This is a genomic window from Polynucleobacter sp. MWH-S4W17, from assembly GCF_018687535.1.
Classification (GTDB): Bacteria; Pseudomonadota; Gammaproteobacteria; order Burkholderiales; family Burkholderiaceae; genus Polynucleobacter.
This window is the reverse complement of record NZ_CP061295.1, coordinates 767,948-788,640: the sequence shown is the minus strand read 5'-3', so window position 1 is coordinate 788,640 and position 20,693 is coordinate 767,948. Positions and strand designations below refer to the sequence as shown.

The 20,693-nt window shown below is 47.0% G+C and carries 16 protein-coding genes; 11 read left to right on the top strand and 5 right to left on the bottom strand.

The window, feature by feature from the left end:
* Positions 1-2 precede the first annotated feature (2 nt).
* From C2755_RS04105 to C2755_RS04065, 9 genes are all read left to right on the top strand, one after another.
* Positions 3-1,316 carry a replication-associated recombination protein A gene (locus C2755_RS04105; protein WP_215321891.1) on the top strand — a complete coding sequence of 438 codons (1,314 nt, stop codon included), beginning with the start codon at positions 3-5 and terminating at the stop codon, positions 1,314-1,316.
* Between the two features lie 6 nt (positions 1,317-1,322).
* The gene (locus C2755_RS04100; protein WP_215321890.1) at positions 1,323-1,949 is read left to right on the top strand and encodes a 2-hydroxychromene-2-carboxylate isomerase; all 627 of its coding nucleotides are present in this window, start codon (positions 1,323-1,325) and stop codon (positions 1,947-1,949) included.
* Positions 1,950-2,026: 77 nt separating this feature from the next.
* Positions 2,027-2,602: a peptidylprolyl isomerase gene (locus C2755_RS04095; RefSeq protein ID WP_215321889.1), complete on the top strand. Its 576-nt coding sequence runs from the start codon at positions 2,027-2,029 to the stop codon at positions 2,600-2,602.
* A 24-nt stretch (positions 2,603-2,626) separates the two neighbouring features.
* The gene (locus C2755_RS04090) at positions 2,627-4,453 is read left to right on the top strand and encodes a bifunctional chorismate-binding protein/class IV aminotransferase (protein WP_215321888.1); all 1,827 of its coding nucleotides are present in this window, start codon (positions 2,627-2,629) and stop codon (positions 4,451-4,453) included.
* 9 nt (positions 4,454-4,462) lie between these two features.
* Positions 4,463-5,023, top strand: coding sequence for an NUDIX hydrolase (locus tag C2755_RS04085; protein WP_215321887.1), 561 nt, complete (start codon positions 4,463-4,465; stop codon positions 5,021-5,023).
* A 9-nt stretch (positions 5,024-5,032) separates the two neighbouring features.
* The gene (aat, locus tag C2755_RS04080) at positions 5,033-5,770 is read left to right on the top strand and encodes a leucyl/phenylalanyl-tRNA--protein transferase (RefSeq protein ID WP_215321886.1); all 738 of its coding nucleotides are present in this window, start codon (positions 5,033-5,035) and stop codon (positions 5,768-5,770) included.
* The gene (locus C2755_RS04075) at positions 5,767-6,513 is read left to right on the top strand and encodes an arginyltransferase (RefSeq protein ID WP_215321885.1); all 747 of its coding nucleotides are present in this window, start codon (positions 5,767-5,769) and stop codon (positions 6,511-6,513) included. The genes aat and C2755_RS04075 overlap by 4 nt, the downstream gene beginning before the upstream one ends.
* A 9-nt stretch (positions 6,514-6,522) precedes the next feature.
* Complete coding sequence (locus tag C2755_RS04070) at positions 6,523-7,551, top strand: quinone-dependent dihydroorotate dehydrogenase (protein WP_215321884.1); 1,029 nt, start codon at positions 6,523-6,525, stop codon at positions 7,549-7,551.
* A 106-nt stretch (positions 7,552-7,657) separates the two neighbouring features.
* Positions 7,658-8,482, top strand: coding sequence for an IclR family transcriptional regulator (locus C2755_RS04065; protein WP_215321883.1), 825 nt, complete (start codon positions 7,658-7,660; stop codon positions 8,480-8,482).
* An 8-nt stretch (positions 8,483-8,490) separates the two neighbouring features.
* On the opposite strand, the gene C2755_RS04060 is transcribed toward C2755_RS04065, so the two are convergent.
* Both C2755_RS04060 and C2755_RS04055 read right to left on the bottom strand, forming a co-directional pair.
* Positions 8,491-9,495 (bottom strand): serine hydrolase, encoded by a 1,005-nt coding sequence (locus C2755_RS04060; protein ID WP_215321882.1) that lies wholly within the window; start codon positions 9,493-9,495, stop codon positions 8,491-8,493.
* Positions 9,496-9,604: 109 nt separating this feature from the next.
* Positions 9,605-10,492, bottom strand: a complete 888-nt coding sequence (locus tag C2755_RS04055) for a DMT family transporter (RefSeq protein WP_215321881.1) — start codon at positions 10,490-10,492, stop codon at positions 9,605-9,607.
* Positions 10,493-10,690: 198 nt separating this feature from the next.
* Here C2755_RS04055 and C2755_RS04050 point away from each other — a divergent pair, with 198 nt between their 5' ends.
* Positions 10,691-11,245 (top strand): phasin family protein, encoded by a 555-nt coding sequence (locus C2755_RS04050; RefSeq protein ID WP_215321880.1) that lies wholly within the window; start codon positions 10,691-10,693, stop codon positions 11,243-11,245.
* 563 nt (positions 11,246-11,808) lie between these two features.
* Here the strand turns inward: C2755_RS04050 and lpdA are convergent.
* From lpdA to aceE, 3 genes are read right to left on the bottom strand one after another with little or no spacing between them, the layout of a single operon-like run.
* On the bottom strand, positions 11,809-13,611 hold the full coding sequence (lpdA, locus tag C2755_RS04045; RefSeq protein ID WP_215321879.1) for a dihydrolipoyl dehydrogenase: 1,803 nt from the start codon (positions 13,609-13,611) through the stop codon (positions 11,809-11,811).
* Between the two features lie 9 nt (positions 13,612-13,620).
* The gene (aceF, locus tag C2755_RS04040) at positions 13,621-15,231 is read right to left on the bottom strand and encodes a dihydrolipoyllysine-residue acetyltransferase (protein ID WP_215321878.1); all 1,611 of its coding nucleotides are present in this window, start codon (positions 15,229-15,231) and stop codon (positions 13,621-13,623) included.
* Positions 15,232-15,246: 15 nt separating this feature from the next.
* The gene (gene aceE / locus C2755_RS04035) at positions 15,247-17,943 is read right to left on the bottom strand and encodes a pyruvate dehydrogenase (acetyl-transferring), homodimeric type (RefSeq protein WP_215321877.1); all 2,697 of its coding nucleotides are present in this window, start codon (positions 17,941-17,943) and stop codon (positions 15,247-15,249) included.
* A gap of 204 nt (positions 17,944-18,147) precedes the next feature.
* Between aceE and C2755_RS04030 the strand changes: the two genes are divergently transcribed.
* Entirely contained in the window at positions 18,148-20,670 is a 2,523-nt protein-coding gene (locus C2755_RS04030) for a PAS domain-containing sensor histidine kinase (protein WP_215321876.1), read from the top strand.
* Positions 20,671-20,693 lie beyond the last annotated feature (23 nt).

Genomic DNA, 20,693 nt, shown 5'->3' with positions numbered 1-20,693 from the left:
CAATGAGCAGTCTTTTTGATAGCGCACCGCCTCCACCTCTAGCAGAAGCACTGCGTCCAAAAACGATTGAAGAAGTCATTGGACAAGGCCATTTATTAGCAAGTGGTAAACCACTCAATCTAGCATTTGCCTCCGGCAAACCTCACTCGATGATTTTGTGGGGACCTCCAGGCGTTGGTAAGACTACGCTGGCACGTCTCTCCGCTAAGGCATTTGATCGCGAATTCATTGCAATCTCAGCAGTCTTAGCTGGCGTTAAAGAAATCCGTGAAGCCATTGAGCAAGCCCAACAAAATATGGCTCAGTACGGCAAGCAAACCATTTTATTTGTTGACGAGATTCATCGCTTTAACAAAAGCCAGCAAGATGCCCTGCTACCCCATGTGGAGTCAGGTTTGTTCACCTTTATTGGCGCCACTACCGAGAACCCATCCTTTGAGGTGAACTCCGCACTCCTGTCGCGTGCTCAGGTCTATGTCTTGAAATCACTCACTCCCGAGGAGTTGAAATTACTCTTTGATCGAGCTCATCAGCACGCGATGCCCGATGTGCAATTTGAATCAACAGCAATCGATACCCTCATCTCCAATGCTGATGGTGATGCGCGACGCCTTCTCAATTTAGCTGAACAAGTACGCAATGCGGTCCTCACACCAAATGCGGAAGTAAAAATCGTTGATCAGAAATTTATAGAGAACGCACTGAGTGCTCAAGCGCGGCGTTTTGATAAAGGTGGTGATCACTTTTACGACCAAATCTCTGCTCTACACAAATCCGTTCGCGGATCCAACCCTGATGCGGCCTTATATTGGTTTTGCCGCATGCTAGATGGCGGCGCCGATCCCCGTTACTTAGCCAGACGTATTATTAGGATGGCTTGGGAAGATATTGGTCTGGCAGATCCAAGAGCAATGCAATTAGCTAACGATGCGGCCCAGACCTATGAAAGACTAGGATCCCCTGAGGGTGAGTTGGCTCTTGGGCAAGCCGTGGTTTATCTGGCTGTAGCCTCAAAGAGCAATGCAAGCTACAACGCTTTTAATGCTGCTCGCGCTTATGTAGCAAACGATCAATCCAAACCCGTTCCGAATCATCTGCGCAATGCACCTACCAAATTGATGAAAGAGCTTGGGCATGGAAAAGAATATCGCTATGCCCATGATGAGCCGCATGGCTATGCCGCTGGTGAAACTTATCTACCGGAAGGCATGAAGGAGCCGCATTGGTACGAACCAGTGGAGCGTGGCCTAGAGTCCCAGATCAAAGATAAGCTAGCGTTCTTAAATAAGCTTGATGAAGAGCACAAGAAGAAATAGGGTGATATGAGTACAAAGATTGTGGCTACTTTTTATTACGATATTGTTTCGCCGTTTGCTTATCTTTACGTTAAACAAAGGCAACGCCTTGAAGCCAAACTGGCTATCAAACCTGTTCCAATTTTGCTCGGCGGCCTCCTGCGGGCAGCTGAGAACAAAGGTCCAGGAGAGGTTGCTGCTAAACGCCCGCACACCTATCAATTTTGCGTGTGGCAGGCGGAGAAGTTAGGCATTCCGTTTCGCTTTCCAGAGCATCACCCCTTTATGACAGTTGCCGCCCAACGTCTTTTGGTGGAAAAAAATGCCGATTGGGTGATGGTTGAGCGTGCTTTTGATTATGTTTGGGTGGAAGGTAAAGATCCCAACCTATCTTGGCCAGAATTTTGTAGCTACTTAGGACTTCCCGCTGACACACTTAAACCTGAAAACCCAGAAGTGAAGGCGAGACTGATTGCCAATACCAATCAAGCAAAAGTCGATGGCGCCTTTGGAGTCCCCGCCCTGATAGTGAATCAACATTGCTTTTGGGGTGTTGACACTATTGACTGGACACTGGATTACCTTGCAAGACCTGGCATGTTTGATGAGGCTTCCTATGCTTATGCCGGAAATGTTCCTAACGGTCTAGGCTAGGAGATCATTTAACCATCCAGCGGTCTTGGGCAATACAATCAAATACAAGCTATTTTTATCTTATTTAAGGAGTTCTTATGCGTAAGCTATTTGCCGCCCTTGTTGTTGCTATTTCTTGTTTTACCAGTCAAGCAGCATTTGCGGGTCCTAAGGTTGAATTCAAAACTACGATGGGTAACTTCGTCGTTGAATTAGATGATGTGAAAGCACCCAAGAGCACTGCTAACTTTTTGAATTACGTCAAGAGCGGTTTCTATAACGGCACCATCTTTCATCGTGTGATTGATGGCTTCATGATTCAAGGTGGCGGCTTTACGCCGGACTTGGCTCAAAAGCCAACTGATTCCCCAGTAGTTTCTGAAGCGCAAAATGGCTTGAAGAATAATGTTTACACGATTGCGATGGCTCGCACTTCAGACCCTGATTCTGCAACTTCGCAGTTCTTTATTAATGTGAAAGACAATGCGGCGCTCGACTACCCTAATGCGATGGGCAATGGCTATACCGTGTTTGGCAAAGTAATCTCTGGCACTCAAACCATAGATGCGATTCGCAAAGTGCCAACCATGGTTGCTCCAGCCCCACGTATGGGCAGAATGTCTGACGTTCCTACTAAGACTGTCATCATCGAATCTGCCACGATTCTGAAGTAAGTAGAAATTGCTAGGTAAGCCGCGATGATTTTGCTCGATGATGCGCAAAGCACCGTGACCTTACCCACAAGTCGCCAATATGAAAATGCATTGCACTACTGGCGTGCTCTTCCAAGCGGAGATCATGCGGTAGATTTAGCCACTACACAGCAGTGTTTTACTGAAATATCTGCCGCGCTTTCTAAGGGCGAATTTATTGTTGCTGCCTTTGCTTACGAGTTAGGTAGGCAAATTCATCATCTACCTGAGCGAATCAATCACTCAGATCATCACCACCCCCTCATTGAAGCCTGGTCTTTCGGAGAATTCAAAAAACTGTCTAAGCAGGATGTCGATAGCTTCATTGCTGAGCGGATGGCTTCGCTAGATCTAACTCAAGCAAGCGCTGGAGTAATGGATGTTCAGCAATCCTTGAGCGAGGAGAAATTTACTGCCGATATTGCAGCAATACAGGAATATATTCGTAGTGGTGATAGCTACCAGATTAACCACACCTATCGAATCACAGGCAAGACTTATGGCGCTCCACTCGCCTTATATAACCGCTTAAGGGATCGCCAGCCCGGGCGCTTTGGTGCTTTTATTGAACATGATGGCAACTTTTTACTGTCGCAATCGCCTGAACTATTTATTGCGCGAGATGGCGACACGATAAAAGCTATGCCAATGAAAGGTACTGCAAGCGCCCTATCTGCTGTTGCGAGCGCCTTATCGGATGACCCAAAGAATCAAGCTGAGAATGTCATGATTGTTGACTTGCTTCGCAATGATCTCAGTCGCATCTCTCTTCCAGGCACTGTAATTGTCCCCAATCTATTCGAAGTGGCACGACATGGTGACGTGTTACAAATGACTTCCACAGTGCAGGGTCAGATCAAACCTGATATTGCTCTATTCGATATTTTTAAAGCAGTATTTCCATGTGGCTCCGTTACAGGGGCCCCAAAAAAACGCAGTATGGAAATTATTCAAGAATTAGAACCCGAAGATCGCGGCTATTATTGTGGTGCTTTAGGCTGGCTTGACCCCAATGGTAATTTTGCCTTTAGTGTTCCAATCCGTACTGTAGAAATCAGTCAAGATCCCGACTCTCATGCATCAACCTTCACCCTGGGCGTTGGCGCTGGAATTACCAATGACTCAGATGCAGGCCAAGAATGGCAAGAGTGCCGCATTAAATCTGCCTTTCTGATGGGTCTTCCAAGCGCTACAGACTTATTTGAAACCATTGCGGTTCGGAATGGCGAGCCCCAGAGATTGCATGCCCATTTAAATCGCCTAACTCTATCCGCAATAGCCTTAAGAATGCCTTTTCAACTTGAGACTGCCAGGAATTTGATTTCGGGCGCTTGTGCATCGCTTGATAAAAAATTGCTATACCGATTAAGGCTTGATCTCTCAACTACTGGTGAGTTATTGGTTGCAACTGATGCGATGGATTTAATCAATGACCCAGTCAAAATATTTTGGGCTAAAGATATTCTTCAAGGTGATGTGACGATGTTCTCTGAGGATCCCTTACTGCGTCACAAAGTTACCAATCGATCCCTTTATGACCAAGCTTGGCAAGAAGCCGTGAAGTTAGGTGGATTTGATGCCTTATTTATCAATGAACAAGGCTTTATCACTGAGGGCGGGAGAACTAGCATTTTTGTTAAACCTCAAGGTAGCTCTGAATGGCTTACACCGCCAGTGTCCGCTGGCCTTTTACCCGGGGTAATGCGCGCCGCCCTGCTTGCCGATCCATCCATGAATGCCCGCGAAGCCAACCTGACTATTAATGATGTTTCAATGGCAGATGAGATTATGCTTAGCAATGCATTACGCGGCGCCATCAAAGCCCATTTTTAGAAAGTCAGTATGAAGTATTGCTCTAACTGCGCATCTGTATTAACCATTAAGATTCCAGCGGATGACTCTCGAGAGCGTCATGTCTGTGAAGCGTGTGGCAGCATTCATTATCAAAATCCTCGCAACGTAGTTGGAAGTATTCCGGTATACGGCAAGCAAGTTCTCTTATGTCGTCGTGCTATTGAACCTCGTCATGGCTTTTGGACATTACCTGCGGGCTTTATGGAGTTAGGTGAAAGCACAAGCCACGGAGCTACGCGCGAGACTCTTGAAGAAGCTGGCGCTGCAGTAGAAATTGGGCCACTCTATTCTTTACTGAATGTGCCCCACGCAGAACAGGTACACCTGTTCTATTTGGCCACGATGACTAATTCAGAATTTTCTGCCGGCGAAGAAAGTCTTGAAGTAGCCCTTTTTCATGAGCATGAGATTCCATGGGAAGAATTGGCCTTTCCGACTGTCAAGCAAACCCTTGAATGGTTTTTTGCAGACCGCGCTGCTGGCAACTTAGAGGCTGGTAAGGAATTTCATGTGCGCAGTCGTGACGTCTTACCTTCTGAGAGGATCTAAAGAGTTAATATGGGTCAGATTGCCTGGCTAGGGCCCAACGACCCTTTTCCAAGTCCGTTGCTTGAGGCGGATCCTGATCCCAGTGTTCCTGGGCTTATTGCGGTCAGTGAGCACATATATCCCGGTCAACTAGCTCGCGCCTACCAACAAGGTATTTTTCCCTGGTACTCGGATAACCAACCTATTCTCTGGTGGTCGCCTGATCCTAGGATGGTGTTAAAGCCCAGCGCCTTTAAATGCAGTGAATCTTTGCAAAAGAATATTCGACTCTTTTGTCAAAGCGCACAATCACAGATATTGGTAGATGCCGATTTTGGCGCAGTCATACGCTCCTGTGCCACGAGCACTCGCAAAGATCAGGATGGTACTTGGATTACCCATGAAATCATTGATGCCTACACCGCGCTTCATGAAGCAGGCAACGCCCACAGTATTGCCGTAATCGAAGATGGCCAGCTTACTGGCGGACTCTATTGCGTTGCATTTGGAGGAATGGTATTTGGTGAATCCATGTTTAGCCGTAAGACCAATGCATCAAAAATCGCCTTAGCAGCCCTGAGTGGATGGTGTCTGATGAATGAAGTCCAGATGATCGATTGCCAGCAAGAAACAGCTCACCTTTTGTCCTTAGGTGCTACCCCAATACCCAGGCAGGTCTTTTTAGAGCAACTGCAAATATCCTTAAATCAAACTAAGATTGAGAAATCCTGGACTTTTGACAAAGCAATTTTGCATCACTGGTTATGACTCGGCTTAAAGAACTTCCCCTAACCACCCTGCAGTTCTATGCAACTGCTCCCTATGCTTGTAGCTACCTTCCCAATAAAACAGCTCGTTCACAAGTGGCTACGCCATCTCATCTGATTCATGCGGATGTGTATAACGATTTACTCAACGCAGGCTTTCGACGTAGTGGTTTGTATACCTATCGACCCTATTGCGACGAATGCAAAGCCTGTATTTCTACGCGTATTTTGGTAAAACAATTTACACCTTCTCGCAGCCAGCGCCGCGCCCAGAAAAAACACTCCAATCTTCAGGCCTCCGTCCTCAATCTAGGTTACCAAGAGGAACATTACCAACTCTATCAACGTTATCAAACTGAGCGGCACGCGGGTGGTGATATGGATAGCGATGATCAAGATCAATACATGCAGTTTTTATTACAAAGCCGAGTGAACTCACGCATTGTGGAGTTTCGGGATGGTCCGCATGACCCGCACCCCGGTCGATTACGCATGGTGAGCATGATCGATATTCTGGAAAAGGGAATCTCCTCTGTTTATACCTTTTACGACACCACAAGCTCTGCGGCTAGTTATGGTAGCTACAGCATTCTGTGGCAAATTGAACAAGCTCGCATATTGGGTTTGCCTTACCTTTACCTTGGTTACTACATCAAGGAAAGCGACAAGATGTCGTATAAGGTGAAATATCAACCCATGGAAGGCTTGATTGACGAGCATTGGCAAGAGCTCCCTGAGTCATAATATCTACCCATGATCGATCGTTACTCCCTCCTCCGCCCTTGGCTGTTTTGCATAGACCCAGAAAAGGCGCACAACCTCACCTTAAGTAATATGGACCGTGCGCAGCGCTGGGGTTTATTGGAGCTTTTGGTTAGCAAGCCCATTAATGATCCACAAACACTCTGTGGCATTGATTTTCCCAATCCAGTTGGATTAGCTGCAGGCTTAGATAAAGATGGCAAACATATCGATACACTTGCTGCATTAGGATTTGGATTTTTAGAAATCGGCACAGTCACGCCACGGCCACAGCCGGGCAATCCTAAGCCACGCATGTTTCGTTTGCCCGAAGCTCAGGGCATTATTAATCGCATGGGCTTTAATAATGATGGTGTTGATGCCTGTGTAGCGCGAGTACGTCGCTCTCAGTTTTGGCAAAGTGGTGGTGTACTTGGTTTAAATATTGGCAAGAATGCCAGCACTCTGATTGAAGAGGCTTCTCGAGATTACATCCTGGCAATGGAGGCCGTTTATGAAATCTCTACCTATATCACCGTCAACATTTCTTCACCGAACACCAAAAATCTGCGCGCCTTACAAGGCGAAGAAATGCTCCGCGAATTATTGGGAAGCCTTGATGAAGCCAGAAAGCGCTTAAGCGATCGTTATGGCGTACGCAAACCACTCTTCTTGAAAATTGCACCCGATCTAGATCATGGTGACATTAATCTCATCGCTGATCTCCTGCTTGAGTTTGGTATTGATGCTGTCATTGCTACCAATACAACCATCTCTCGCGATACGGTCAAGGGAATGGAGTTTGGTGAAGAGGCTGGCGGCTTATCTGGTGCGCCCGTGCGTAATGCTTCTAATATTGTCATCAAAGCTTTAAAGGCGAGATTGGGCAATCAACTACCTATCATCGGCGTAGGCGGCATCATGAGTGGCGCAGATGCCCGTGAAAAGATCATGGCAGGCGCCAGCTTAGTGCAACTCTATAGCGGCTTGATTTATCGGGGCCCAGACTTAGTAAAAGAGTGTGCTACCGCCTTAAGATAACCTTAAAGCCTCTTTTTCGTGCTTTAAAGGGGTATTTTTCAGGGCTGGCTTTATAAAATAGCATTTCATAATATGCAATTTTGTCTGAAATCGCTACAATGAAGTCATGAACACCAGCAAGACCATCAAAACTCCTAAATCTGCCGGCGAGGTTGGCAAGACAGCCATCCAAGTAGTGGAGCGCATGATGAATTTGCTAGACGCCCTTGCTGAGCAAGAAGAATCCAGCAGCCTGAAGAATCTCGCAGAGACAACTGGTCTGCACCCTTCTACTGCCCACCGAATTTTGAATGACCTCGTTGCTTGCCGATTGGTTGAGCGTGGCGATGGTGGCACCTATCGCCTTGGCTTAAAACTTTTAGAGCTGGGTAATTTAGTGAAAGCACGCTTATCTGTGCGTGAAGCTGCGCAACTACCAATGCGTACTCTCCACAAGCTCACTGGTGAAACCGTTAACTTATCCGTGCGTCAAGGCGATGAAATCGTCTATGTTGATCGCGCATATAGCGAACGCTCAGGCATGCAGGTAGTACGCGCCATTGGTGGTCGCGCACCTTTACATCTCACCTCGGTTGGCAAACTCTTCCTCGCGAGCGACGACCCTGGACAAGTACGTGCCTATGTCACTCGCACAGGTTTGTCTGGACACACTCGTAACAGCATTACCGAATTAGGCAAACTCGAAACCGAACTTAATCACGTTCGTAAAGTCGGTAGCGCTCGCGATGACGAAGAGCTTGAGTTGGGCGTGAGCTGTTTAGCTGCAGCCATTCTGGATGACACTGGGAAATTGGTTGCTGGTCTCTCTTTGAGCGCTCCAACGGATCGCATTCAGGCCGATTGGCTCCGCGCCCTTCAAGAAACAGCCTTGCAGATATCCAAAGGCATGGGTTTTAAACCCAAGTCTGCCGAGCCAGGCTCAGCAGCTTAATTAAGCAGTTACATCAAGCGACGAATGGGTTGCGCGCCAGATGGCATGCGCTCATACCAATCGCGTACACGTACTGCATCGGCAAAGCGCGATTGCGTTCCCACTGAATCCAAAAAGACCAATAGCAGTGGCGTGTTGTTTACTCTTGCCTGCATGACTAAACATCGACCTGCAGCATTAATGAAGCCCGTCTTCTGTAATCCGATATCCATATCCCCGGAGCGCACCAAACGATTTGTGTTCAAAAACTTTTGCGGGCGATTGGCGATGACCATAGTTAAATCTGGCCAGGTTGAGAACTCACGAATGGTTTTGTACTGATAGGCAGCATTTAGCATGCGTGTGAGATCTTCTGCTGAAGCAACATTCTCACTAGTCAGTCCAGTAGGATCCTCAAAGTGAGAGTGCTCCATGCCGAGTTCTTTTGCCTTATGGTTCATAGCAGACACAAATGCTGGTAGGCCACCAGGATAATTTCTGGCCAAGGTATATGCAGCGCGATTCTCAGAGGACATCAAAGCCAAATGCAACGCATCTTCTCGAGTCAGTGCAGTGCCTTCAGCCAAACGAGAGTGTCTATAGATATGAGCGTCTTCAGCATTAATCACGACGACCTCATCCATCGGCAATTTTGCATCGAGTGTCACCATGGCTGTCATAAGCTTGGTGATGGAGGCAATGGGCAAACTGACGGATGGATTCTTCTCGTAATAAACTTCCTTCGTGTCTTGATTGACCACCATCACTACAGTGGATTTAAGATTGAGCTCATCGCGCTGACCACGTAAACCTAATGCAGTAGCCAATGATGGAGGTCCTGCAACTACGGGTGCAGATGATCTAGTAACAGTGACACGGACGGTTTTGGCGCTTTTGGGTGACTTGGCCACTACTTTTGTTGACTTTGCTTGCTTCTGCTTGTCTTTTGTTGAAGCCTGTACAGGGGCGTTACCCAGCACTCCCAGCGAAAAGAGCAATGCAATGACTAGGGGCCAAAATCGATTCAAACGCATCCCAAAATACCTTCCAAAACTTTCAACATACGGAATGATAATTAATTTCCGAAGACAAAGCGGTTTTATTCGCCCCAATCCAGGTAATTTATCCCACCAAATGACTGCCCTACTCGGCAATCGTCGCTACTGTATTGGTCTGACGGGCATTCACCAGCACAACCCCAGTCATCGTCAAACACAAACCTACTGCCATCAGCAATGTAAACGGCTCATCAAATAAGAGCCAAGCCATTGCAGCGGTTGTCGGAGGTGTTAAATAGAGCAAGCTAGTCACCTTAGTGGCTGCCCCCTTGCGAATCATCATAAATAGCAAACTAATCGATCCAATTGACAGGGGGAAGATGGCCCATAGCAAGGCGCCAATAACAGATGGGTTCCAAACCATCACGCCAGACTCAAAGAAATACATACAAAAGAAACACAGAACTGCCGATACCCCAAACTGAATAGAGGATCCAGCACGTAGATCAAATACGGGGCAGAATTTCTTTTGATACAAAGTACCAAACGTAATTGAGAGCAGTGCAATAAACGCCAAAACGTAACTAACAAATGGAATGTGGTTAAAGCCAATCTTCTCAGCAACCACCAACGCAACACCCGCAAATCCGAATCCTAGGCCTATCCATTGACGCGAGCTCACCTTCTCAGAAATCCAAGCAGCAAACCAGGCCGTAATGATAGGTTGCAGGCCAACAATAATGGCCACCAACCCTGCCGTCATCCCTAGACGTACGGCAAACCATACGCCCAGCAAATAACCAAACTGCAGCAAGATCCCAGCAATGGCGATGTGCTTGATTTGCGACCAACTGGGCCAGGTGATTCTCCATACGAGGCTGAGCGCTGCCATGGCTGCCAGAACCCCTGCAAAACGCCAAAATAGAAAGGTGGCTGGCTCTACGTATGGCATTGCTAATCGCGCAATTACAAAGCCAGTACTCCAAATGAGGACGAATATCGGTGCAATGGCGTTATCAAGCGAAAGCTTCATGGGTAACTTACTGAAAATATTGAGATTTCTTACTGAGCTCTTAATTTTAGGCTCTTTTCTCATTTGAACTCTTGATCTACATGGCAAGCCATTTATGCTGCAACGCAACATCTATGCCATACAATGGTGCAAAGAGAGTACATTAGGTAAAAGCCGAAGATCAAAATATTCAAAACAGTTAAACGGAAAGAGATGCAGATGAACTTAACTCCAGAACAAATTGCAGCCGCACAAAAAGCAAACTTAGAGACTTTGAGTGGCTTAACCAATCAAGCATTGCAAAGCATTGAAAAGTTGGTTGAGCTCAATATGCATATTGCCAAACAAAGCTTGAGCGATAGCATGAATAGCGCCAAGAAAGCACTGGAAGTAAAAGACATTCAACAGTTGCTAGCCCATCAAGCTGAAACAGTGCAACCAATGGCAGAAAAAATTATGGCCTACAGCCGTCATTTATACGAGTTGGCTCATGAGACACAAAACAGCTTTACACAATCCGCTGAAAAAGAATTCCAAGCTGGCCAAATGAAAATTAACTCTTTGGTAGAAGAGTGGACAAAAAATGCACCGGCCGGATCAGATGGAGCTATGCAAGCAATGAAGCAAGCAATTGCTTCTGCAAACAATGTATTTGAAACTAGTCAAAAAGCAGTTAAGCATGCAGTTGAAGTCGCGCAAACTAACCTTAGTAGCGCAACTGAAACAGCATTGAAGACTGCAGAGAAAGCTAGCAAGGCGACGAAGAAGAAATAATTCTTAGCAAGCACCTTGAATACAAAAGCCCCGATTGCTCGGGGCTTTTTCTTATAGCTTAGACAGCTTGATTTATTCTTTATCCAAAACGCACCTTACTCAGCGCACTTTTATACTAATTTCTTTAAATGACTAAAAGCCTCAATAGAAACGAGTTGCTGTCCCTCGCCAAGTCTTTTGACCCCAAAGATAAATGCCCTGACTGTCTGTCGCTGAGCTGCGAAGGCTGGGAAAGCGTCCCTGGCGGTTTCCTGACAAATTCCCTGGAGTGCGTTGGAACTCTGAGAGTCGAAGATGCTCCGGAATGCTGGGAGGAAGGTCTCCCTAAGGGAGTGACCATCTGGTCTAAGGATGCCCCTATTTCTCCCACCCTCCATCCATACAATAAATCTGATGTATTTGAATGCAAGCATTGTGGAGCTAAATACCTCCGATATACCGAATGCGGGGGCTACTATGTGGATGAACGTATTCGTGAGCTCAATGCCAAACTGATTTCATAGATGCTGAAGTGCAAAAGCCCCGATCGCTCAGGGCTTTTCCTTTTGCACCTTAAGCGCTACTTAAGATTTCTTTTTCACTGGCGGCAAATCAGTGCAATGGCCGTGGGCTGCTTCAGCCGCAAGACCGACTGACTCACCTAAGGTTGGGTGTGGATGAATCGTTTTACCGATATCCACCGCATCAGCACCCATCTCAATAGCCAAACACACTTCACCGATTAAATCACCAGCGTGCGTGCCAACAATACCGCCACCAATAATCCGATGGGTAGTAGCATCAAAAATGAGTTTTGTGAAACCTTCATCACGTCCATTAGCAATCGCGCGTCCACTAGCTGCCCATGGAAATAAACCCTTCTCATAAGCAATACCTTGGGCCTTGCACTGCTCTTCTGTCAAACCAGCCCAAGCCACTTCAGGATCGGTGTAGGCAACCGATGGAATTTGCTTCGCATCAAAGTAAGATTTTTCGCCAGCAGCAGCTTCCGCAGCAACGTGACCTTCATGCACCGCCTTATGTGCCAACATCGGTTGACCAACTAAGTCACCAATTGCAAAAATATGAGAGACATTAGTCCGCATCTGTTTGTCAACTGGAATAAAGCCGCGCTCATCCACTTGCACACCCGCTTTGCCAGCATCAATCTTTTTGCCATTCGGAGTACGGCCTACTGCGACTAATACCAAGTCATACGTTTGCGGTTCAGCCGGCGCATTCTCGCCCTCGAAAGAAACTTGAATTCCATCAGGCTTAACTTCTGCTTTAGCAGCACGAGTCTTAAGCATGATTTTTTCAAAACGTCCGGCATTGAACTTCTCCCAGACCTTTTCTAAATCACGATCGGCGCCCGCCATCAAGCCATCCATCATCTCGGCAATATCAATGCGTGAGCCTAGCGTGCTGTAAACCGTAGCCATCTCTAGACCAATAATGCCGCCGCCAATGACGAGCATGCGCTTGGGAATATTCTTCAGTAACAATGCGCCAGTACTATCCACAATGCGTGGATCTTCTGGTAAGAATGGTAGTTTCACTGGCTGACTGCCCGCAGCGATGATGGCCTTCTGAAAGCGCACCACTTCTTTTTGACCAGTGAGATCCTGACCAGTACCATCCGTTAACTCAACTTCAACATGGTTTGCATCCAAGAACTTGCCTAGACCACGCACCACCTTTACCTTACGAGCCTTTGCCATACCAGCAAGACCGCCAGTCAATTTAGCAATGACGGACTCTTTGTAACCACGGAGTTGATCGATCTCAATCTTCGGCGCGCCAAAAGTAATGCCGTGCTTAGCCATCGTTTTGACTTCATCCATGACTGAGGTGGTGTGCAGCAATGCTTTGGATGGAATACATCCAACGTTCAAGCAAACCCCACCCAAAGTGGGATAGCGCTCTACTAAAACAGTATTCATGCCCAAGTCAGCGCTACGAAACGCCGCGCTGTAACCACCAGGGCCAGCACCAAGTACCAACACTTCACACTCATGATCAACCTTACCGCTGTACTGCCCTGCTACTGGAGCAGGGGCAGCTGTCATTGTTGGTGTAGCTGGCGCCGCTGGCGCAGTTGATGTAGTAGATATTGCTGCTGGAGCCGGTTGAGGCGCAGGCGCTGCACCGCTAGCCCCAATCTCCGCAATCACAGAACCTTTACTCACTTTATCTCCAAGCTTGACTGCAATACTAGTAACAGTACCTGCAGCATCGGCTGGAACTTCCATGGTTGCTTTATCGGATTCGAGAACTAGTAGCGCCTGCTCTTTTTCGATAACATCACCAACTTTAATTAGCACTTCAATGACGGGTACATCTGAGTAATCGCCAATATCCGGCACAAGGATCATTTGCTTAGCCATAAATTCCCCTTACAGACTGGCGCGACGGAAGTCGGCCAAGAGCTGAGCAATGTACACATTGAAGCGGGTAGCTAAAGCACCATCAATCACGCGGTGATCTGCAGAGAGAGACAGTGGGCAAATGAGGCGTGGCACAAACTGCTTACCATCCCACACTGGCTTCATAGCCGCTTTGCTCACGCCCATAATGGCTACTTCAGGAGCATTCACGATGGGAGAGAAATACGTACCACCGATACCACCCAATGATGAGATCGTGAAGCTAGCGCCCTGCATTTGGTCTGGCTTTAATTTGCCATCACGAGCAAGAGCCGCCAAGTCAGAAGTTTCTTTCGCCAACTCAAAGATTCCTTTCTTATCGGCATCTTTAATGACCGGTACAACCAGTCCAGTTGGAGTATCTGCGGCAAATCCAATATTGAAGTATTTCTTCAAAATCAGATCATCACCATCCAAGGAGCTATTGAACTCTGGATATTTTTTCAATGCAGCGACTGCAGCTTTCATTAAGAAAGCCAGCATCGTAATCTTGACACCCTTCTTCTCATTCTCTTTATTAGTAAGAACGCGGAATGCCTCTAAATCAGTAATGTCAGCATCTTCGTGATAAGTCACGGCTGGGATCATCACCCAGTTGCGGCCTAAATTGGCTGCAGTGAGTTTCTTAATGCGATTGAGTGGTTGACGCTCGATCTCACCAAACTTGGTGAAATCAACCTTCGGCCAAGGAATCAGATTCAAGCCGCCTAAGCTACCGCCACTTGAAGCGGCTACAGCACTACCTGCACCGCCACTCATAGCCGCCTTCACAAATGCTTGGACGTCTTCTTGAGTAATACGGCCTTTGGGCCCAGATCCCTTAACTTGAGTAATAGTGACGCCAAGCTCACGCGCAAACTTACGTACGGATGGACTTGCATGACTTACTGCGGCGTCGACTGGCGGAGGAGTATTACTGATAGGTGGAGGCGCTGGTGCACGTGCAATCGGAGGCTCTACAGCTTTAATTGCTGGCGCGGCAGGTGCAGCTGCAGGAGTAGACACTGGAGTCGATACGCCAGATGCTCCACCTTCCAAGATGACAACTACCGATCCTTCCGATAAGTTATCGCCTACCTTTACCTTAACTTCTTTGACGATGCCTGAGTGTGAAGAAGGAACATCCATTGTCGCTTTATCAGACTCGAGTACAACGATCGATTGTTCTTTCTCGATCTTATCGCCAGCTTTCACCAAGACCTCGATCACTGGTACATCTTTATAGTCACCGATATCCGGGACTTTGATTTCGATGGGTGCACCGCTGTTACTGGCTGCTACAGGTGCTGCTGCAGATGCGCTGGATACAGAGGCCGCTGCTGGAGACGGGGCTGATGCCGTGCCCTCTTCCAGGGTAATGACAAGAGATCCCTCGGATAGGTTGTCGCCCACCTTGACTTTGACTTCTTTGACAATGCCAGCATGTGATGAAGGAACATCCATCGTCGCCTTATCAGACTCCAGTACAACGATCGATTGTTCTTTTTCGATCTTGTCACCGGCTTTAACCAATACTTCGATCACTGGTACATCTTTATAGTCGCCGATATCCGGGACTTTGATTTCAATTATTTGACTCATAGTATTTATCTCTTATCAAACCGTCATTGGGTTTGGTTTAGTAGTATCGATGTTGTACTTCTTAATCGCCTCAGCTAACTTAGAGCGATCAAGCTGACCAGAGTCAACCAAAGATCTCAAGGCAGTGAGGATGACCCAGCGACGATCCACTTCAAAGAAGTCACGGAGTTTTTCACGAGTATCAGAACGTCCAAAGCCATCAGTACCCAATACTTCATAACGGCGACCCATGTGCTGAATTGCTGGACGAATCTGCTCAGCAAATAGACGAACATAGTCGGTTGCTGCAACGATTGGGCCTGCAGTATCTTTCAGGCACTTCTCTACATGAGATAAGGCTGGCGCAGCACTTGGGTTCAATAAATTGCTACGGTGAACCGCAGTCCAATCACGGCCTAGCTCAGTAAAGCTTGGGCAACCCCACAAGTCTGAAGCAATACCCCAGTCTTTATGCAAAATCTCTGCAGCTTCAATCACTTCACGGAAGATCGTTCCTGAACCTAAGAGCTGTACACGTAGCTTTGCTTTGTCGTCACCAACGGACTTGAGCTTATACATGCCCTTGATGATGTCTTTCTCCGCACCCTTAGGCATTGCTGGGTGTGAATAGTTTTCATTCATCAAAGTAACGTAGTAGTAAACATCTTCCTGAACTTCCAACATGCGACGCATACCATCCTGAATCACTACAGCCAATTCAAATGAGAAGGTTGGGTCATAGCTGATGCAGTTCGGAACCGCACCACTCCACAGATGACTATGACCATCTTCGTGCTGTAAGCCTTCGCCGTTCAAGGTAGTTCTACCAGCTGTGCCACCTAGCAAGAAACCACGGCTACGCATATCCCCTGCGGCCCAAGCTAAGTCACCGATACGCTGGAAACCAAACATGGAGTAGAAAATATAGAAAGGCAACATGGGTACGCCATGGGTAGAGTAAGAAGTTGCGGCGGCGATCCAGTCGCACATACCACCAGCCTCGTTAATACCTTCTTGCAGAATTTGACCTGTCTTGTCCTCTTTGTAGAACATCAATTGATCATGATCTTCTGGCGTGTATAGCTGACCCAATTGATTCCAGATTCCCAATTGACGGAACATACCTTCCATACCAAAGGTACGGGACTCGTCTGGAACAATCGGTACTACCCGCTTACCCAACACCTTATCGCGCACTACTGTATTGAGTATGCGTACAAATGCCATGGTAGTAGAAATCTCACGGCCTTCAGTAGTGGCCTCAAGCAATGGAGCAAATACTTCTAAAGCAGGGACTGGCAAGCTCTCCGCTTTAGTACGACGTTGCGGCAAGTAACCACCCAACTCTTGACGACGCGCCTTCATATATTCCAATTCAGGGCTACCTTCGGCAAACTTGACCAAAGGCATTTCGTCCAACTCTTCATCTTTAACGGGAATCTCAAAGCGATCACGGAAGCGACGCACGTCGTCATCGTTCATCTTCTTCGCTTGGTGAGCAATATTCATCGCCTCACCTGAGCCACCCATGCCGTAACCTTTAATAGTGTGCGCTAGGATCACTGTTGGTTGATTCTTGTGATTAACTGCCGCATGAAATGCTGCATAAACTTTATGTGGATCATGACCACCACGATTCAGTTGCCAAATTTCATCATCACTCCAGTCACTTACTAAAGCCTTTAATTCTGGGGTATTGAAAACGATCTCGCGAACGTAGCTACCGTTCTTAGACTTCATAGTCTGATACTGGCCGTCAACAATCTCGCCTAAGCGCTGCATTAGGATGCCTTTTTTATCGCGCGCAAAGAGAGCATCCCACTGACCGCCCCACACTACTTTGATCACATTCCAGCCGGCACCGCGGAACTCGCTCTCAAGCTCTTGAATAATGCTACCGTTGCCACGCACTGGCCCGTCTAGACGCTGCAAGTTACAGTTAATGACGAAAATCAGGTTATCGAGTTTTTCACGACCGGCCATACCAATCGCACCTAAGGATTCTGGTTCGTCGGTTTCGCCATCGCCCAAGAATGCCCAAACTTTACGGCCTTGCTCTTGAATGAAGCCGCGGTCTGTTAGGTACTTCATAAAACGCGCTTGATAAATAGCCATGATGGGGCCTAAGCCCATCGATACAGTTGGGAACTGCCAGAAGTCTGGCATCAACCAAGGGTGTGGGTAGCTAGAGATGCCTTTGCCACCAACTTCTTGACGGAAGTTATTGAGCTGACCCTCTTCAAGGCGCCCCAACATATAAGCACGCGCGTAGACACCCGGAGCAGAGTGGCCTTGCACAAATATTAAGTCGCCACCATTCTCGGGGGACGGTGCGTGCCAGAAATGATTGAAGCCAACGTCATACAAAGTAGCCGCTGACTGAAATGATGAAATGTGTCCACCAACGTTCGTGTCTTTGTTCGCACGCAGCACCATCGCCATGGCATTCCAGCGAGTGTATGAACGAATGCGATGTTCCACATTTTGATCGCCAGGTAAACGTGCTTGGTTTTCAACAGGAATAGTATTGATGTAAGGAGTCTCAGCATGGAATGGCTGTACCACTCCGTTTACACGAGCATGAGAAATTTGTTGATCGATGAGATAGGCAGCTCTTTCAGGACCCTCGTTACGAATCACGCCATCGAGCGCTTGTAACCACTCCTGAGTCTCGCCAGGATCTGCATCCTGAGTATTCTGTTTACCTAATACTTGATCTGGAACTGCTGCCATTTTTGTCTCCATTAAATAGTGCTTAATTTGTCATCAACTCTATAGCCAACATTCTAGGAAGGTATATGGGTGTAAACAAGCAATTTTCCACATAATGATAGTATTTCTCATAATGTGGTATTATATTGCGGTGCAAATAAGAAGCTATAAAAAGATCTAAATTGACTTTTTGCACAGTCAAATAGGGCAAAATGCTCTGTATTCATGAGAAAAACAGCATTTTCCAGCCTAGTCCTTAGCCCCATTAGGTGGCTCCGCAAAATACGTGGATTTAGGATTGTTTACACCCCACTTTTAGCCATTGTTCTGTTTACAGCAGTCATGGGCATTATTTTGGGAACGCTGCATTTACAAGAAAAGAATCAGCAAGAGGCTGCCCTATTTAGAGAGCTGTCATTTGCCAAACAGCGTATTCAATCTCGTTTCGCTAGCAACCTTGATGCATTAACAACGATTAATCGAGAAATGGCTGCAAGCGAGGATCAATTCAAACTCAGACAAATTGCGCGCGAGCAAGCAGAAGATCTCGTTTTAAATAACCATGAGATCGTCAAAATCATCTGGTTGAACAATCAAAATCAGCGACTATGGGCAGCCCCCGCTGAAAGTAACAAATCGGATTGGATTAGCAAAACTCAAAATGATCAGCCCATTAATTCTAGTCTTGCCTCAACTATTGAGCTTAGCCGAGTAACTAGTCGAGCAGCTTTCAGTCAGTTTGTTTCCTTAAATCTACCGGGTGATGCACCGATCGCCACAGATAGAAAAATTGTTCTATGGCAAGTGGTACCCAATATTGTTGGTGGAGAAGTGGTTGGTTTCTTGGCGGCACTCTATACGACTCAAGGAATACTGGATGCCCTGCCAAGTGACCTCAAATCCCATTACCGCTTTACCTTGCTCACTGACAATGAAAGAGTTTTAGGCATCTCTTCCGATAGAGATACCCCAAAAAGAGCATTTAGCAATCAGACAAGTTTAGACATTGGGGTCTTAAGCCCCAACATTAATTTACGCATCGATACCTATCCTCCGCCAACCAACCTCACCTTCAGGATGTTAATTGGTGTCGTGATTGGATTAAGCGCATTCGTGGTTTGGAGTTTGTGGTCCGTACTAAAGCAAATGCAAGTCCGCCAAGAGGCCGAAGCCAGTCTGCGCAAAGAAACTAGTTTTCGTAATGCAATGGAAGACTCCACTCCCGTGGGTATCCGTGCCCATGATATGCAAAAGCGCATTACTTATGTGAATCGAGCATTTTGCGAAATGACAGGCTGGACATCGGAAGAGTTAATAGGTCTCACTCCGCCCTTTCCGTTCTGGCCAGATAGTAGAAGAGATGAGCTTGTTGAGAAAATGAATCGGGCGATGAAGTCCGACATCAGCGTTGTAATGAGGGTCGGCATCGAAGGGGTGATTTTAAAGAAAGATGGCTCCTTGATACAGACCCGTACCTTTATTGCCCCACTGATTAATGAAAAAGGGAAACAGACTGGTTGGGTGACCTCATTAATTGATATTTCTGAGCCTAAAAAGATTCGTGAAGAATTAGCCGCATCTCAAGAACGTTTCACCACCGTTCTAGAAAGTCTAGACGCTGCCGTGTCAGTAGTATCCCTAGAAACCAACGCCCTGCTATTTGCTAATCGCTTTTATCAAGAGCGCTTTGGTGATGATTCTCAAGGTCACTTCCAATTGGCAGTTAGCGATACTAATAACACGACGCTGCGAGATATTGCAGAGGATCTTGAAGATTCTCCGCCCGGCATTCCAACATCATTCTTGTACCAAGAATCCGAGTCTGAAGAAGTTCAGCTAGGCGATGACAATAATCAATGGTTTGAAGTTAGACGTCGTTACATCCCTTGGGTAGATGGACATCTTGCACAGTTATTGATTGCCACGGATATTACCGCTCGTAAAGAAGCAGATGATTTGGCACTCCAACAACAAGAGCGAATGCAGTTCACCAGTCGTCTCACCACAATGGGTGAAATGGCATCTTCTTTGGCCCATGAACTAAACCAACCTCTTTCAGCCATATCAAACTACTGCATGGGCGTTGCTAAGCGCCTGGATGGGCATCTTGACCCTGCTCTAACTAAAGAGATTTTGCCGGCATTAGAAAAGGCTTCTGAACAAGCCCATCGTGCTGGCACCATCATTCAGCGCATTCGAGGCTTTGTAAAGCGCAGCGAGCCTCAACGTAAAGCAGCGAACATTACTGAAATTATTAATGATGCGGTTGGCTTGGTTGAAATTGAAGCCCACCGCCATCGCTTAGTCATTAGCTCGGAAATTGCTGAAAATCTGCCCGTAGTTAATCTGGATCCAGTCCTAATCTTGCAGGTAGTGGTCAATCTTCTGAAAAACGCCTTGGATAGCGTCCGTGAGGCTTACCCCCTTTCCTCCCGTTGGTCAGCGCCACCAGTTCGGATTAGTGCAGATTTAGACACCAGCATCTTCCCGGCCATGCTCAGAATCCAGGTTACCGATGCTGGGGGCGGAATCTCGGAAAACGTCCTGGAGCGCATATTTGAGCCGTTTTTCAGCACGAAGTCCGACGGAATGGGTATGGGGCTCAATATTTGTCGCTCCATTATTGAATCTCACCATGGCAGACTTTGGGCTACCAATGTTCAAGACTCAGAACAAACCAAGCTGGCTGGCTGCACCTTTACAATACTTCTACCGTTGGAATCCCCTGGAACCAAGGGTGCTGTTTAACTTCGAATTTAAAGATTTACCTC